We start from the raw sequence: 14,475 nt of genomic DNA on the forward strand, positions 1-14,475 counted from the left end.
GGCAGCGACCATTTGGTGTACTGGGGGATTCTCTTCGGCCGACTCGTCGGACGACTGCCCACCCGCGTGACCGATCCCGCCGGCTCCCGTATCCAGCGAGGTGACGCAATGAGCATTTTCAGCCACTTCCAACAGCGCTTCGAAGCCACTCGCCAGGAAGAGTATTCCCTGCAGGAGTACCTGGACCTCTGCAAACAGGACAGGAGCGCATACGCCACCGCCGCAGAGCGCATGCTCATGGCGATCGGCGAGCCCGAGCTGTTGGATACCTCTTCCGATCCACGCCTGTCGCGGATCTTCTCCAACAAGGTGATCCGCCGCTATCCGGCCTTTGCCGACTTCCATGGCATGGAAGAGTGCATCGACCAGATCGTCGCGTACTTCCGCCATGCCGCGCAGGGCCTGGAAGAGAAGAAACAGATCCTCTACCTCCTGGGTCCGGTGGGCGGCGGCAAGTCGTCCCTGGCCGAGAAGCTCAAGCAGCTGATGGAGAAGGTGCCCTTCTACGCCATCAAGGGCTCTCCGGTGTTCGAGTCCCCGCTGGGCCTGTTCAACGCCGCCGAGGATGGCGCGATCCTCGAAGAGGACTACGGCATCCCGCGCCGCTACCTTTCCAGCATCATGTCGCCCTGGGCCACCAAGCGCCTGCAGGAGTTCGGCGGCGACATCAGCCAGTTCCGCGTGGTGAAGCTCTACCCGTCGATCCTCAACCAGATCGCCGTGGCCAAGACCGAACCGGGTGACGAGAACAACCAGGACATCTCCGCCCTGGTCGGCAAGGTCGACATCCGCAAGCTGGAGGAGTACCCGCAGAACGACGCGGACGCCTACAGCTACTCCGGCGCCCTGTGCCGCGCCAACCAGGGCCTGATGGAATTCGTCGAGATGTTCAAGGCGCCCATCAAGGTGCTGCACCCGCTGCTCACCGCCACCCAGGAGGGCAACTACAACAGCACCGAAGGCTTGGGGGCGATTCCGTACAGCGGCATCCTGCTGGCCCACTCCAACGAATCCGAGTGGCACAGCTTCCGCAACAACAAGAACAACGAAGCCTTCATCGACCGGATCTACATCGTCAAGGTGCCCTATTGCCTGCGCGTCACCGACGAGATCCGCATCTACGACAAGCTGCTGATCAACAGTTCGCTGGCCAAGGCCCATTGCGCGCCCGACACCCTGCGCATGCTCGCCCAGTTCTCGGTGCTCTCGCGCCTGAAGGAGCCGGAGAACTCCAATATCTACTCCAAGATGCGCGTCTACGATGGCGAAAACCTCAAGGACACCGATCCCAAGGCCAAGTCGATCCAGGAATACCGTGACTCGGCGGGCGTCGACGAAGGCATGAATGGCCTGTCCACCCGCTTCGCCTTCAAGATCCTGTCCAAGGTCTTCAACTTCGACCCCCACGAGATCGCCGCCAACCCGGTGCACCTGCTCTACGTGCTGGAGCAGCAGATCGAGCAGGAGCAGTTCCCCGCAGAGGTACGCGAGCGCTACCTGCGCTACATCAAGGAGTACCTGGCACCGCGCTACATCGAATTCATCGGCAAGGAAATCCAGACCGCCTACCTGGAGTCCTACAGCGAGTACGGCCAGAACATCTTCGACCGCTACGTGCTGTACGCGGACTTCTGGATCCAGGACCAGGAATACCGCGACCCGGAAACCGGCGAGATCCTCAACCGCGTGGCCCTCAACGAGGAACTGGAGAAGATCGAGAAACCCGCCGGCATCAGCAACCCGAAGGATTTCCGCAACGAGATCGTCAACTTCGTCCTGCGCGCCCGGGCCAACAACAACGGCAAGAACCCCAGCTGGCTCAGCTACGAGAAACTGCGGGTGGTCATCGAGAAGAAGATGTTCTCCAACACCGAGGACCTCCTGCCGGTCATCAGCTTCAACGCCAAAGGCAGCAAAGAGGAGCAGCAAAAGCACAACGACTTCGTCAAGCGCATGGTCGAGCGCGGCTACACCGAGAAGCAGGTCCGCCTGCTGTCCGAGTGGTACCTGCGGGTACGCAAGTCGCAATAACAGCAGCCGCAAGTCATCAGCTGCACGCTGCGTGCGGGGATCCCCGCCGCAGTCTGCGGTTGGCAGCCTGACGCTGCCCCGGAGGGGCATCTATGAGCTATGTGATCGACCGACGCCTGAACGGCAAGAACAAGAGCACCGTGAACCGCCAGCGGTTCCTGCGGCGCTACCGCGAGCACATCAAGAAGGCCGTGGAGGAGGCCGTCAGCCGGCGCTCCATCACCGACATGGAGCACGGCGAGCAGATCAGCATCCCCGGCCGCGACATCGACGAGCCCGTCCTGCACCACGGCCGCGGCGGCCGACAGACCATCGTCCACCCGGGCAACAAGGAGTTCACCGCCGGTGAACGCATCCCTCGCCCCCAGGGCGGAGGCGGCGGACGCGGCAGTGGCAAGGCCAGTAACCAGGGCGACGGGATGGACGAATTCGTCTTCCAGATCACCCAGGAAGAGTTCCTCGACTTCATGTTCGAGGACCTCGAACTGCCCAACCTGGTCAAACGCCACCTGACCGGTGCCGACACCTTCAAGACCGTGCGCGCCGGCATCAGCAACGAAGGCAACCCCTCGCGCATCAACATCGTCCGCACCCTGCGCTCCGCCCATGCCCGGCGCATCGCCCTCTCCGGCTCCAGCCGCGCCAAGCTGCGGGAGGCAAAGGAGGAACTCGCACGCCTCAAGCGTGAAGAGCCGGACAACTTCGGCGACATCCAGGAGCTGGAAACCGAGATCGCCCGGCTGCGCGCCCGCATCGAGCGGGTGCCCTTCCTCGACACCTTCGACCTCAAGTACAACCTGCTGGTCAAACAGCCCAACCCCAGCTCCAAGGCCGTTATGTTCTGCCTGATGGACGTCTCCGGCTCCATGACCCAGGCGACCAAGGACATCGCCAAGCGCTTCTTCATCCTCCTGTACCTGTTCCTCAAGCGGAACTACGACAAGATCGAAGTGGTGTTCATCCGCCACCACACCAGCGCCAAGGAAGTGGACGAAGAAGAGTTCTTCTACTCCCGCGAAACCGGCGGCACCATCGTCTCCAGCGCGCTCAAGATGATGCAGGAGATCATGGCTGAGCGTTATCCCATCAACGAATGGAACATCTACGCCGCCCAGGCCTCGGACGGCGACAACTGGAACGACGACTCACCCATCTGCCGCGACATCCTCATCAAGCAGATCATGCCGTTCGTCCAGTACTACACCTATGTCGAGATCACCCCGCGCGAGCACCAGGCGCTGTGGTTCGAGTACGAGCAGGTGTGCGAGGCGTTCGCCGACACCTTCGCCCAGCAGCAGATCGTCTCGGCGTCCGACATCTATCCGGTGTTCCGCGAACTCTTCCAGCGCCGGCTGGTTACCTGAGGGCTGCGCCATGACCGCGAAAGAGAAGAAAAGGCAGCCGATCTCCACGGGATCGGAGTGGACCTTCGACCTCATACGAGCCTATGACCGCGAGATCGGCCGCCTGGCCGAACGCTATGCACTCGACACCTACCCCAACCAGATCGAGATCATCACTGCCGAACAGATGATGGATGCCTACGCCTCCGTGGGCATGCCACTGGGTTATCACCACTGGTCCTACGGCAAGCACTTCCTCAGCACCGAGAAATCGTACAGCCGCGGCCAGATGGGCCTCGCCTACGAGATCGTGATCAACTCCGACCCCTGCATCGCCTACCTGATGGAGGAGAACACCATCACCATGCAGGCGTTGGTGATCGCCCACGCCTGCTATGGCCACAACAGCTTCTTCAAGGGCAACTACCTGTTCCGCACCTGGACCGACGCCAGCTCGATCATCGACTACCTGGTGTTCGCCAAGCAGTACATCAACCAGTGCGAAGAACGGCACGGCATCGATGCCGTGGAGAATCTGTTGGACTCCTGCCACGCCCTGATGAACTACGGGGTGGACCGCTACAAGCGCCCCTACCCCATCTCTGCCGAAGAAGAGCGGCGCCGGCAGAAGGAGCGCGAAGAGCACCTGCAACGTCAGATCAACGACCTCTGGCGCACCATTCCCAAAGGCCATGGCAAGTCCGACGACAAGGACAAGGGCCGCTTCCCGGCCGAACCCCAGGAGAACATCCTCTACTTCATCGAGAAGCACGCCCCGCTGCTGGAGCCCTGGCAGCGCGAGATCGTGCGCATCGTGCGCAAGATCGCCCAGTACTTCTACCCACAGCGCCAGACCCAGGTGATGAACGAAGGCTGGGCCACCTTCTGGCACTACACCCTGATGAACGACCTGTACGACGAAGGCCTGGTCACCGACGGCTTCATGATGGAGTTCCTCCAGTCCCACACCAGCGTGGTCTACCAGCCCAGCTTCGACAGCCCCTACTACAGCGGCATCAACCCCTACGCCCTGGGCTTCGCCATGTACCGTGACATCCGCCGCATCTGCGAGGAGCCCACCGAGGAAGACAAGCGCTGGTTCCCCGACATCGCCGGCAGCGACTGGCTCTCCACCATCAAGTTCGCCATGAAGAGCTTCAAGGACGAGAGCTTCATCCTGCAGTTCCTCTCGCCCAAGGTGATCCGCGACTTCAAGCTGTTCAGCATCCTCGACGACGACCAGAAGGACGAACTGCTGGTCCCGGCCATCCACGACGAACCCGGCTACCGGATCATCCGCGAAACCCTCGCCGCCCAGTACAACCTCGGCAACCGCGAGCCCAACGTACAGATCTGGAACGTCGACCGCCGGGGTGACCGCTCGCTCACGCTGCGCCACCAGCAGCACGACCGCAAACCGCTCGGCGAATCCACCGAAGAAGTGATGCGCCACTTGCACCGCCTGTGGGGGTTCGACATCCACCTGGAAACACTCAACGGCGACAACATCACGGGGACCTTCCACATGCCCCCAAAGGGTGAACGGGGCGAAGACGGCGAGTACCCGCGCCTGGATCTGGTCATCCCGCCCATTTGATCGGTTGACCGCCTGCCCGGGTGCGCCCGAGCATGCGGTCCATCGCCCATGGAGAGCGTCGATGCGCCTGTTCCTCGTCCTGCTGCTGTGCCTGGCACTGGCCACCTGCTCCAGCCACATCCCCGGCATTCAGGTCACCCATCCGGCCAACCCTTCGCTGGTGGGCCACGCCAGCTTCGAACTCATCGCTCCCGAGCAGGCCGTGCAGGGTGAAGCCCCCTACCGCGCCCACTACCGACAGCTTGCCCCACTGCTGCGCCAGCAACTGGCTGAGCGCGGCTACCACGAAAGCCAGCAGCCGGAGCTGCGCGTCTACTACTGGCTGGCCCTGCAGGATGCTCCGCTGGAATTCCGTGTCGACGAAGCACCACCCTCCCCGCTCGGCTCCTACCAGGCCATCCACCGCCTGCGCGACGCCACCGGCACCCTGCGCCTGCGCATTACCGACCTGGCAGGCCAGGTGCTCTGGGAAGGCACCGCCAGCACCGGCCTCAGCCCCGCCTGGGACAGTGCCGAACTGCTACAGACCGCCGTCGAGGCACTGGTCCGGCAGATACCGGTCGCCACGGCCGGCCAGGCTGCTATCCTCCGCAGCCTCGGAGGAAATGAGCATGCAGATATACAAGGTGGGCGGCGCCGTACGTGACCGTCTGTTGGGCAGACCGGTCACCGAAAACGACTGGGTAGTGGTGGGCGCAAGTGCCGAACAGATGCTGGCGCTTGGCTACAAACCGGTGGGCGCCGACTTCCCGGTGTTCCTCCACCCCGACACCGGCGATGAGTACGCCCTGGCCCGCACCGAGCGCAAGAGCGGGCGTGGCTATGGCGGCTTCACCTTCTACGCCAGCCCCGACGTAACCCTAGAAGACGACCTGATCCGCCGCGACCTCACCGTCAACGCCATCGCCGAAGACGCCGACGGCCGCCTGGTCGACCCCTACGGTGGCCAGCGCGACCTGGAGCAACGCATCCTCCGCCACGTCTCCCCGGCCTTCGCCGAAGACCCGCTGCGCGTCCTGCGGGTCGCCCGCTTCGCCGCCCGCTACGCCCCACTGGGCTTCCGCGTCGCCGAGGAAACCCTCGGGCTCATGGGCGAGATCGCCGCATCCGGCGAACTGGATGCGCTGACAGCCGAACGTACCTGGAAGGAAGTCTCACGCGCCCTGATGGAGCCCCGGCCCGATGTGTTCATCGAGGTCCTGCACGCCTGCGGCGCCCTGAAGGCCTGGATGCCGGAACTGGATGCCCTGTTCGGCGTGCCCCAGCCACCGGCCCACCATCCTGAAGTCGACACCGGCCTGCACGTCCTCGCAGTCCTGCGCCAGTGCGCCGAGCATCGGCAGCCCCTCACCGTGCGCTGGGCCTGCCTGCTGCACGACCTGGGTAAGGGCCTGACTCCGCCGGAAGAGTGGCCCCGCCACCTCCAGCATGAACAACGGGGCCTGGCGCCGATCAAGACGGTGAACGAGCGCAGCAAGGCACCGCGCGACTGCCAGGAACTCGCGCTGCTGGTGTGCGAGTACCACACCCACGCTCACCGCGCCCTGGAGCTGCGTCCCGGTACCCTGGCCACGCTGATGCAGGCCTTCGACGTCTATCGCCGCCCGCAGCGCTTCGATGAATTCATCGCCGCCTGCGAGATGGACGCCCGGGGTCGTACCGGCCTGGAAGACCGGGACTATCCCCAGGCCGCCTACCTGCGTGGTGCCGCGACGGCGGCCCGCGCCGTCGGCGTGAAGGAGCTGATGGCCAAGGGACTCAGCGGCGCAGCCCTCGGCGAAGCGCTATCACGGGAACGGATCGCCGCACTCGCCGCCTACCGCTCGGCCCATCAGCCCGCTGCTAGCCAGTAGCCACACCTGCCTGTCCTTGGTAGGCTGCCAAATATTTGGCCCATCTAGACTTTTGATTTATCAAATGGATATTGGCGCCGTTTTTTTGGCGAACACTCTCGCGCGCAGCGAGAGCCCAGGAGGCTGCAGGTGCTCTCGTGGAACCTTCATCCCTGGCAGCTGGGCCTGCTGTTGGGGCTGCTGGCGCTCAGCGCAACGGCCCAGGAGCCGACACCGAATCCGGCCGAGATCCGTGGTGAGCGAGTACGCCAGGCGGTAGAAGGCATCCTGGCCTACAGCCGCTGGCCGCAGCCCAAGGACCGGATCGCCCTGTGTATCACCGGCCCGACCCAATACGCGGACCGCCTGCTTGCCGGCGTGAGCCGCGACTACGAGATTCCCGTTTCCAGCCGACGCCTGCTCCAGGACTCTCCAGACCTGGAAACCACGTGTGATGCCCTCTACATCGGCATCCTCGACCTCGGGTCACGCCAGCGGTTGCTGGGTCGCCTGGCCGACAAACCCGTGCTGACCATCAGCGAAAGCGCCGATGCCTGCAGTGATGGCAGCCTGTTCTGCCTGGATATCGAGAATACCCGCGTCAGCTTCGCCGTTAATCTGGATGCCGTCGCCCGCAGCGGTCTGCGCATCCATCCCCAGGTCCTGCAACTGGGGCGTCGCAACAAGGCTCAGCCATGAACCGTCGACGCCAGGTCACCCGCCCTCATGCCTACACCCTCAGCCGCCTGCTGTGGCGGACGCAACTGCGCGGCATCCTGCTGGCCATGAGCCTCACCGCACTCACGCTGACCCTGCTGGGCATGCTCGCACTGCGCAACTACGCCGAGTACCAGTTGCACCTGCTCGCCCGCTCCCTGGGCTACACCCTCGAAGCCGCCGTGGTCTTCCGTGATGCAGCCGCCGTGCAGGAAAGCCTTGAACTGATCGCGGCCCCCGAGGACCTGGCAGAAGTGCGCGTACTGGACAGCCAGCGATCCCTCCTGGTGGACTGGCAACGCCCCGCCACCCATGGCTGGAGCACGCTTGAACGCGGCCTGGCCGACCTGCTGCTCAGCCAACCCTTGCGCTACCCCATCCAGTACCAGGGGCGCACCGTTGGCGAGCTGCAACTGAGCAGCCAGGGCAGCAACCTGAGCCGCTTCCTGCAGAATGGCGCGCTGGCGCTCCTGCTCTGCCTCGCCATCGGCAGCCTGGTCGCCAACCTCTACTCGCGCCGCACCCAGCGCGAGCTGATGGCACCGCTGCGGGCCTTCTCGGCCGTGGCCCGCACCATTGCCCGGGAGCGCACCTTCGCCCGCCGGGTGCCCTCGTCCCCCATCGTCGAACTGCACGAGCTGGGAGAGGACTTCAACCAGCTGCTGGATGAGATCGAAGCCTGGCAGAACCAGCTGCAGCGGGAGAACGCCTCGCTGGCCCACCAGGCCAGCCACGATCCCCTGACCGGCCTGCCGAACCGCAGCCAGTTCGAACCGGCGCTGACCCGCGCCGTGCGGCAAGCCAAGCTGACTGGCGGGCGCTTCGCCCTCCTGTTCCTCGACTGCAACCGCTTCAAGGCCATCAACGACGAACTGGGCCACGGGGCTGGCGACCAGGTCCTGATCAGCATCGCCGAACGACTGCGCAGCCAATTGCGCGAGGAGGACCTCGTGGCCCGCCTGGGCGGGGACGAGTTCGCCGTGCTGCTGTCGCCACTGCATGACCTCGAAGACGCCCAGCGCATCGCCGACAAGATCCTCGCCAGCATGCTGCCCCCCATCCCCCTGACAGGCAGCAGCGAGATCGTCGCCTCGCTCAGCATCGGCATCGCCATCTATCCCCAGGACGCCAGTTCGCTCGACGAACTGCTCCAGCAAGCCGATACCGCCATGTACAGGGCCAAGAGGAACCAGAGCGGTCGTCAGGCCGCCTCCCTGCGTTAACGCTGTCTTTTACCCCCGTTGTTCAGGAGAACCACCATGAAAATCCACCCGAGCCTCCACCTGACCTGGCTGCTGATCGCCTTCCTGTGGATAACCGGGTGCCAGAGTGCACCGCCCAAGCCAGGCCTGAGCGAAGAACAGGTGGCCATGCTCAAGGCCAAGGGCTTCAAGCTGACGGATGAGGGCTGGGCCTTCGGCCTCTCCGGCAAGGTGCTGTTCGACAACAACTCGGAGCGCATCTCCGACGCCAGCCGCCAGACCATCGCGGACATCACCCACTCCCTGCTGAAGGTGGGTATCACCGGCGTGATCCTCGAAGGCCACACCGACAACTACGGCGCGCCGGACTACAACCGGCAACTCTCGGAGCGTCGGGCCGGCAGCGTAGGGGCGGTAATGGAGGAAAACGGCATGCAGAAGCAGGCCATCCAGCTGCGCGGCATGGGGCAGACCCGCCCCATCGCCGACAACGCGACCTCGGCGGGCCGCAAGGAAAACCGCCGAGTGGTGATCATTGTCGTCGCGGACTGAGGATCAGGCAGGCGCCGGGTAGGCCTGGAGGAGCTCGCCCGGCGTCAACGCCAGGCCTCGCCAACGGAAGGCGGCCGGCCACAGCGCCTGGTCGATGGACGCCTCCAGCCAGAGGTCGGCGAACGGACGCTGCACGCCGGGGTGTTGCAGATCCGGCGCCAGCAGCGCCAGGGGCCAGAGCACGAAGGCATTCTTCAGGACTTCCGCCCGCGGCAGCACCAGACCCTCGAAGTCACCCACCAGATCGCCGTAGAGCAGTACGTCGATGTCCAGGGGCAGCCCCTTGCGCCCGGGCGCGTAGCGGCCGTTGTCCGCCTCGATCTCCTTGAGCCGGCGATCCAGGTCATGCAACGGCAGATCGGTACGGGCCTCGACCACCAGGTTGAAGAAATTCCCGCTGCGAATCCCCACCGGCAAGCTCTCGAAAACCGGCGAGCAGCGCATGTCCTGCAGGAAACTGGAGAGGGCTTCGAGCCCCGCCACGAGATGGCGCTCCCGATCGATGTTGCTGCCCAGGCCCAGGTAGATCGTGGTCAGCGGCATCCGCGTTCGATCTCCACGCCGACGCTGCTGGCAGCGGACACCGCGCCGGGCTTGTGCAGCCGCAAGCGGATCCACGGGATGCCGAACTCGCTCATCAGCAGCGCCACCAGGCGCTCGGCGAAGGTTTCCACCAACTCGAAGGTCGCCTCGCTGGCGAAAGCCTGGATGCGCTGGGACACGGCAGCGTAATCGAGCGCCTTGCTCAGGTCGTCGCCTTCCGCAGCCGGGCGGTTGTCCCAGGCCATGCTGAGGTCCAGACGCAGGCACTGTCGGATACTGCGCTCCCAGTCGTACGCACCGATAACGGTATCGACTTCCAAGCCCTCGATGAAAACCGTGTCCACGTCAGTGTTGCCCCGCTAGAATCAGGGCTTCCTCGCCCTGGAATGGATACCAATGTTCTGGCTGCTGGCGATCCTCGCCTACCTGCTCGGCTCGCTGTCCTTCGCCATCCTGCTCAGTCGCGTGTTCGGCACTGCCGACCCGCGCGCCGAAGGTTCGGGCAATCCCGGGGCCACCAACATGCTGCGGGTGGCCGGCAAGCGCCTCGCCATCCTCACCCTGCTGGGCGACCTGCTCAAAGGGCTGCTGCCCGTGCTGGTCGCCCGCCTGATTGGTCTCGACCTGCAGGAGCAGGCCTGGGTCGGCCTGGCTGCCGTGCTCGGGCATCTCTACCCGCTGTACTTCAACTTTCGTGGCGGCAAAGGCGTCGCCACTGCCGCCGGCATGCTCCTGGGGCTCTACCCACCAGCAGCGCTGCTGGCACTGTCGGCATGGGTGCTCACCTTCTACCTGACCCGCACCAGCTCGCTCGCCTCGCTCATCGCCACGCCGCTAACCCTGCCATTGCTGGCCTGGCAACAGCCGGCGGCCCTGCTGCCGATGTCCGCGCTGTGCGGGCTCATCGTCTGGCGGCACCGGGGGAATCTACGCGACCTTTTCGCAGGACGCGAACGACATTTCTGAAAATCGGAGTGGATGCCCGGAAGACTCCGGGCGGTCCAGCCTCAGATGGCCGGCAGGCTCTCCATCGGCCAACGCGCCTGTACACCGATGGCCGGGCCATCCTTCTGGCCGGCCAGCAGCCGCTGGCAACCGGCGTAGGCGATCATCGCGCCGTTGTCGGTGCAGAAGCGCGGGCGGGCATAGAACACCTCTCCGCCCAGCTCACCCAGCATCGCCCCGAGGGACTCGCGCAGGGACTGGTTGGCGCTGACGCCGCCGGCGATGACCAGGCGCTTGAGGCCGGTCTGCTTGAGCGCACGCTTGCACTTGATCACCAGCGTCTCGACCACCGCCTGCTGGAAGGCCAGGGCGATGTCGCAGCGCGTCTGCTCGCCGGCATCGCCCGCGTCGCGGCACTGCTGCCAGGTGTTCAGGGCGAAGGTCTTGAGACCGCTGAAGCTGAAGTCCAGCCCGGGACGATCGGTCATCGGTCGGGGGAAGGTGAATCGCCCCGGGGTGCCGGACTGCGCCAGCCGGGCGATCTCGGGGCCGCCCGGGTAGCCCAGGCCGATGAGCTTGGCGGTCTTGTCGAACGCCTCGCCGGCTGCGTCGTCCACCGACTCGCCGAGCACCTGGTAACGGCCAATGCCGTCCACCCGCACCAGTTGGGTGTGCCCGCCGGAAACCAGCAACGCAATAAAAGGAAAGACCGGGGGCTGCTCCTCCAGCATCGGCGCCAGCAGATGCCCTTCCATGTGATGGACACCCAGCGCCGGCACACCCCAGGCAAACGCCAGGGCCTGGGCGCAGGAAGCGCCAACCAGCAGGGCGCCCACCAGGCCGGGGCCGGAGGTATAGGCAATGCCATCGATGTCTTGCGGACTGCGGCCGGCCGCTGCCAGCACCTCACGAATCAGCGGCAGCATGCGCTTCACGTGGTCGCGGGAGGCAAGCTCCGGCACCACGCCACCGTAGACGCGATGGAGATCGATCTGACTGAACAGCGCATCGGCCAACAGGCCCTGCTCACTGTCGTAAAGGGCGACGCCGGTCTCGTCGCAAGAGGTCTCAAGACCCAGCACCAGCATGAGGATCGAACCTTGAAGGACTAGCCAATGAAGAAGGCGCGCATCATAATCGCCGCCCCCCTCCCCGACCAGCGCTTTTCGACTGAAGGCTTTGCATTCCAGGGGGCAAGGGGTTAATATCCGCAACCCTTGAAAACCGACGTTCTCCCGCACTCTAAGCCAGGAGCACGTTCACCCCCGGTAATTAGTGAAGGTACGACCTGGATGCCAGCCGTCAAAGTTAAAGAGAACGAACCCTTCGACGTAGCCCTGCGTCGCTTCAAGCGCTCCTGCGAGAAAGCCGGTGTACTGGCCGAAGTCCGCAGCCGTGAGTTCTACGAGAAACCCACCGCCGAGCGTAAGCGCAAAGCCGCTGCCGCCGTTAAGCGCCACGCCAAGAAAGTGCAGCGCGAACAGCGTCGCCGCGAGCGCCTGTACTGAGTTAACAGGCTTCGCCGCACGCTCAAGCATCGCCCGGCCTCGGCCGGGCGAGTGCATTAATGGGGCACCGCAATCCACTCCGCTTCGCATCGCGAAGATCGGAGTTTTCGTTTTTACAGCCCGGGTCCACCCGACGTCGCCGCGATTGCGACAAGGGCCTATGCTTTGAGCCTTTTCGTCTCCTGAGCACCCTATGGCCGGCCTGATCCCGCAAGGATTCATCGATGACCTGCTGAACCGCACCGACATCGTCGAGGTGGTGGCATCGCGCATCCAGCTGAAAAAGGCCGGAAAGAACTACAGCGCCCTCTGCCCGTTCCATAACGAGAAGAGCCCCTCCTTCAGCGTCAGCCCCGACAAGCAGTTCTACTACTGCTTCGGCTGCGGCGCCGGCGGCAACGCGCTGGGTTTCATCATGGATCACGACAACCTGGACTTCCCCCAGGCTGTCGAAGAGCTGGCCCGCAAGGCCGGCATGGAAGTACCACGCGAGGAAGGCGGCCGCAGCAATCGCCCGCGCCAGCCGACCGATTCACCGCTGTACGCCCTGCTCAGCGCGGCCTCCGACTACTACCGGAGCGCCCTGAAAAGCCATCCGACCCGCAAGGCGGCCGTCGAGTACTTGAAGGGGCGCGGCCTCTCCGGCGAGATCGCCCGCGACTTCGGCCTGGGCTTCGCCCCACCCGGCTGGGACAACCTGCTCAAGCACATGGGCGCCGACGCCCTGCAGCAGAAGCACATGATCGACGCCGGCCTGCTGATCGAGAACAGCGAGACCGGCAAGCGCTACGACCGCTTCCGCGACCGGGTCATGTTCCCCATCCGCGACAGCCGCGGACGCATCATCGCCTTCGGCGGCCGAGTACTGGGGGATGACAAGCCCAAGTACCTCAACTCGCCGGAAACCCCCGTCTTCCACAAGGGACAGGAGCTCTACGGGCTCTACGAAGCACGCAAGAGCAATCGCAACCTCGACGAGATCATGGTCGTCGAGGGCTACATGGACGTGATCGCCCTCGCCCAGCAGGGCCTGCGCAACGCCGTGGCCACCCTTGGCACGTCCACCAGCGAAGAGCACGTCCGCCGCCTGTTCCGCCTCGTACCCAGCATCCTGTTCTGCTTCGATGGCGACCAGGCCGGACGCAAGGCTGCCTGGCGCGCCCTGGAAGCCACCCTGCCGAGCCTCGAAGACGGGCGCCGCGCACGCTTCCTGTTCCTTCCGGAAGGCGAAGATCCGGACAGCCTGGTCCGCGCGGAAGGCACCGACGCCTTCCGCGCCCGCATCACCCAGCACGCCCACTCGCTGGCGGACTACTTCTTCCACCAACTGCAGGAAGAAGCCGACCCGCGCTCCCTGGAAGGCAAGGCACACCTGGTGACGCTCGCCTCACCACTGATCGACAAAGTGCCCGGCGCCAACCTGCGCGCCCTGATGCGCCAGCGACTGGCCGAGATCACCGGCCTCAGCGGCGACGCCATCGGCCAGATGGCGCAGGCAGCCCCCGTCAGCGAACACATGCCGTACACGGAGGATTACGCCTACGAGGCCGCCCCCGCCTACGACGCGTACGGCGACTCCATGCGGGAGATGAGCTACGAACCACCCGTCGCCCAACCGAAGCGCGAGTGGAAAAAGGACGGCTGGAAGAAGGATGGCCGCAAGTGGGATCGCAAGGGCGAACCGCGTCGCCCCCCACGCACCGAAGTGCATGTCGAATCCCCCACGCTGACCGCACTGCGCACGCTGCTGCACCACCCACAACTCGCGCAGAAAGTCGAGAATGCCAGCCACTTCGCCGCAGAAGACGACAGCTACGCCCAGCTCATGGTGTCGCTGCTGGAAGCCGTACAGAAAAATCCCCAATTACGTTCACTGCAGTTGATCGCCCGCTGGCACGGCACCGAGCAAGGGCGCCTGCTGCAGGCACTGGCGGAAAAGGAATGGCTGATTTCCAGCGACAACCTTGAACAACAGTTTTTCGACACTATAACTAGGTTGTCGGCCCGCCAACGCGAGCGCAGCCTTGAACAACTGCTACGCAAAGCCAAGCAAAGCGAACTCAGCGCAGAAGAGAAAGACCAGCTGCGCGACCTTCTCAGCCGTAGTCCATCCTCAGCCCCCTCCCGCCCAACTGGCGCGTGAGGCCTCGGTTCTGGTATAATCCTCGGCTTGTTTTTAGCCCGCCAAGACCTTCAGTGGATAGG

At 64.6% G+C, this 14,475-nt stretch carries 14 protein-coding genes; 11 read left to right on the plus strand and 3 right to left on the minus strand.

Annotated features, from left to right (window positions below; all coding sequences use genetic code 11):
• Nucleotides 1–108: 108 nt before the first annotated feature.
• From FBY21_RS17405 to FBY21_RS17440, 8 genes are all read left to right on the plus strand, one after another.
• Nucleotides 109–2,031, plus strand: a complete 1,923-nt coding sequence (locus FBY21_RS17405; protein ID WP_044405674.1) for a PrkA family serine protein kinase — start codon at nucleotides 109–111, stop codon at nucleotides 2,029–2,031.
• Between the two features lie 92 nt (nucleotides 2,032–2,123).
• The gene (locus tag FBY21_RS17410; protein WP_044405672.1) at nucleotides 2,124–3,395 is read left to right on the plus strand and encodes a YeaH/YhbH family protein; all 1,272 of its coding nucleotides are present in this window, start codon (nucleotides 2,124–2,126) and stop codon (nucleotides 3,393–3,395) included.
• A 10-nt stretch (nucleotides 3,396–3,405) separates the two neighbouring features.
• Complete coding sequence (locus FBY21_RS17415; RefSeq protein WP_044405670.1) at nucleotides 3,406–4,971, plus strand: SpoVR family protein; 1,566 nt, start codon at nucleotides 3,406–3,408, stop codon at nucleotides 4,969–4,971.
• A 61-nt stretch (nucleotides 4,972–5,032) separates the two neighbouring features.
• Nucleotides 5,033–5,617, plus strand: coding sequence for a DUF4136 domain-containing protein (locus tag FBY21_RS17420; protein WP_142012557.1), 585 nt, complete (start codon nucleotides 5,033–5,035; stop codon nucleotides 5,615–5,617).
• Complete coding sequence (locus FBY21_RS17425) at nucleotides 5,583–6,824, plus strand: multifunctional CCA addition/repair protein (protein WP_142012560.1); 1,242 nt, start codon at nucleotides 5,583–5,585, stop codon at nucleotides 6,822–6,824. Before FBY21_RS17420 ends, FBY21_RS17425 begins: the two co-directional genes overlap by 35 nt.
• 129 nt (nucleotides 6,825–6,953) lie before the next feature.
• Nucleotides 6,954–7,502: a YfiR family protein gene (locus FBY21_RS17430; RefSeq protein ID WP_253543745.1), complete on the plus strand. Its 549-nt coding sequence runs from the start codon at nucleotides 6,954–6,956 to the stop codon at nucleotides 7,500–7,502.
• Nucleotides 7,499–8,743, plus strand: a complete 1,245-nt coding sequence (locus FBY21_RS17435; RefSeq protein ID WP_142012565.1) for a diguanylate cyclase domain-containing protein — start codon at nucleotides 7,499–7,501, stop codon at nucleotides 8,741–8,743. Before FBY21_RS17430 ends, FBY21_RS17435 begins: the two co-directional genes overlap by 4 nt.
• A 36-nt stretch (nucleotides 8,744–8,779) precedes the next feature.
• The gene (locus FBY21_RS17440; RefSeq protein ID WP_107329510.1) at nucleotides 8,780–9,274 is read left to right on the plus strand and encodes an OmpA family protein; all 495 of its coding nucleotides are present in this window, start codon (nucleotides 8,780–8,782) and stop codon (nucleotides 9,272–9,274) included.
• A gap of 3 nt (nucleotides 9,275–9,277) precedes the next feature.
• Here the strand turns inward: FBY21_RS17440 and folK are convergent, their stop codons facing one another.
• Nucleotides 9,278–9,817: a 2-amino-4-hydroxy-6-hydroxymethyldihydropteridine diphosphokinase gene (gene folK / locus FBY21_RS17445; protein WP_142012567.1), complete on the minus strand. Its 540-nt coding sequence runs from the start codon at nucleotides 9,815–9,817 to the stop codon at nucleotides 9,278–9,280.
• On the minus strand, nucleotides 9,808–10,161 hold the full coding sequence (gene folB / locus FBY21_RS17450; RefSeq protein WP_044405660.1) for a dihydroneopterin aldolase: 354 nt from the start codon (nucleotides 10,159–10,161) through the stop codon (nucleotides 9,808–9,810). Before folB ends, folK begins: the two co-directional genes overlap by 10 nt.
• A gap of 52 nt (nucleotides 10,162–10,213) precedes the next feature.
• Here folB and plsY point away from each other — a divergent pair, with 52 nt between their 5' ends.
• A complete protein-coding gene (plsY, locus tag FBY21_RS17455; RefSeq protein ID WP_044405658.1) occupies nucleotides 10,214–10,783 on the plus strand; it encodes a glycerol-3-phosphate 1-O-acyltransferase PlsY in 570 nt (189 codons plus the stop codon).
• Nucleotides 10,784–10,824: 41 nt separating this feature from the next.
• Here plsY and tsaD read toward each other — a convergent pair whose 3' ends face one another.
• The gene (gene tsaD, locus FBY21_RS17460) at nucleotides 10,825–11,850 is read right to left on the minus strand and encodes a tRNA (adenosine(37)-N6)-threonylcarbamoyltransferase complex transferase subunit TsaD (protein ID WP_074967460.1); all 1,026 of its coding nucleotides are present in this window, start codon (nucleotides 11,848–11,850) and stop codon (nucleotides 10,825–10,827) included.
• A gap of 204 nt (nucleotides 11,851–12,054) precedes the next feature.
• Between tsaD and rpsU the strand changes: the two genes are divergently transcribed.
• Both rpsU and dnaG read left to right on the plus strand, forming a co-directional pair.
• Nucleotides 12,055–12,270 (plus strand): 30S ribosomal protein S21, encoded by a 216-nt coding sequence (gene rpsU, locus FBY21_RS17465; RefSeq protein ID WP_003085057.1) that lies wholly within the window; start codon nucleotides 12,055–12,057, stop codon nucleotides 12,268–12,270.
• Between the two features lie 193 nt (nucleotides 12,271–12,463).
• Entirely contained in the window at nucleotides 12,464–14,413 is a 1,950-nt protein-coding gene (dnaG, locus tag FBY21_RS17470) for a DNA primase (RefSeq protein ID WP_107329513.1), read from the plus strand.
• Nucleotides 14,414–14,475: the final 62 nt, after the last annotated feature.

The sequence above is a fragment of the Pseudomonas sp. SLBN-26 genome (genome assembly GCF_006715895.1).
Classification (GTDB): domain Bacteria; phylum Pseudomonadota; class Gammaproteobacteria; order Pseudomonadales; family Pseudomonadaceae; genus Metapseudomonas; species Metapseudomonas otitidis.

Bases quoted from the DNA above. Each gene is read 5' to 3' on its own strand.
- plsY (WP_044405658.1), top strand. From the start codon at position 10,214: ATGTTCTGGCTGCTGGCGATCCTCGCCTACCTGCTCGGCTCGCTGTCC.
- folK (WP_142012567.1), bottom strand. From the start codon at position 9,817: ATGCCGCTGACCACGATCTACCTGGGCCTGGGCAGCAACATCGATCGG.
- FBY21_RS17425 (WP_142012560.1), top strand. From the start codon at position 5,583: ATGCAGATATACAAGGTGGGCGGCGCCGTACGTGACCGTCTGTTGGGC.
- FBY21_RS17415 (WP_044405670.1), top strand. From the start codon at position 3,406: ATGACCGCGAAAGAGAAGAAAAGGCAGCCGATCTCCACGGGATCGGAG.
- FBY21_RS17440 (WP_107329510.1), top strand. From the start codon at position 8,780: ATGAAAATCCACCCGAGCCTCCACCTGACCTGGCTGCTGATCGCCTTC.
- FBY21_RS17405 (WP_044405674.1), top strand. From the start codon at position 109: ATGAGCATTTTCAGCCACTTCCAACAGCGCTTCGAAGCCACTCGCCAG.
- FBY21_RS17435 (WP_142012565.1), top strand. From the start codon at position 7,499: ATGAACCGTCGACGCCAGGTCACCCGCCCTCATGCCTACACCCTCAGC.
- FBY21_RS17410 (WP_044405672.1), top strand. From the start codon at position 2,124: ATGAGCTATGTGATCGACCGACGCCTGAACGGCAAGAACAAGAGCACC.
- rpsU (WP_003085057.1), top strand. From the start codon at position 12,055: ATGCCAGCCGTCAAAGTTAAAGAGAACGAACCCTTCGACGTAGCCCTG.
- FBY21_RS17420 (WP_142012557.1), top strand. From the start codon at position 5,033: ATGCGCCTGTTCCTCGTCCTGCTGCTGTGCCTGGCACTGGCCACCTGC.
- dnaG (WP_107329513.1), top strand. From the start codon at position 12,464: ATGGCCGGCCTGATCCCGCAAGGATTCATCGATGACCTGCTGAACCGC.
- tsaD (WP_074967460.1), bottom strand. From the start codon at position 11,850: ATGCTGGTGCTGGGTCTTGAGACCTCTTGCGACGAGACCGGCGTCGCC.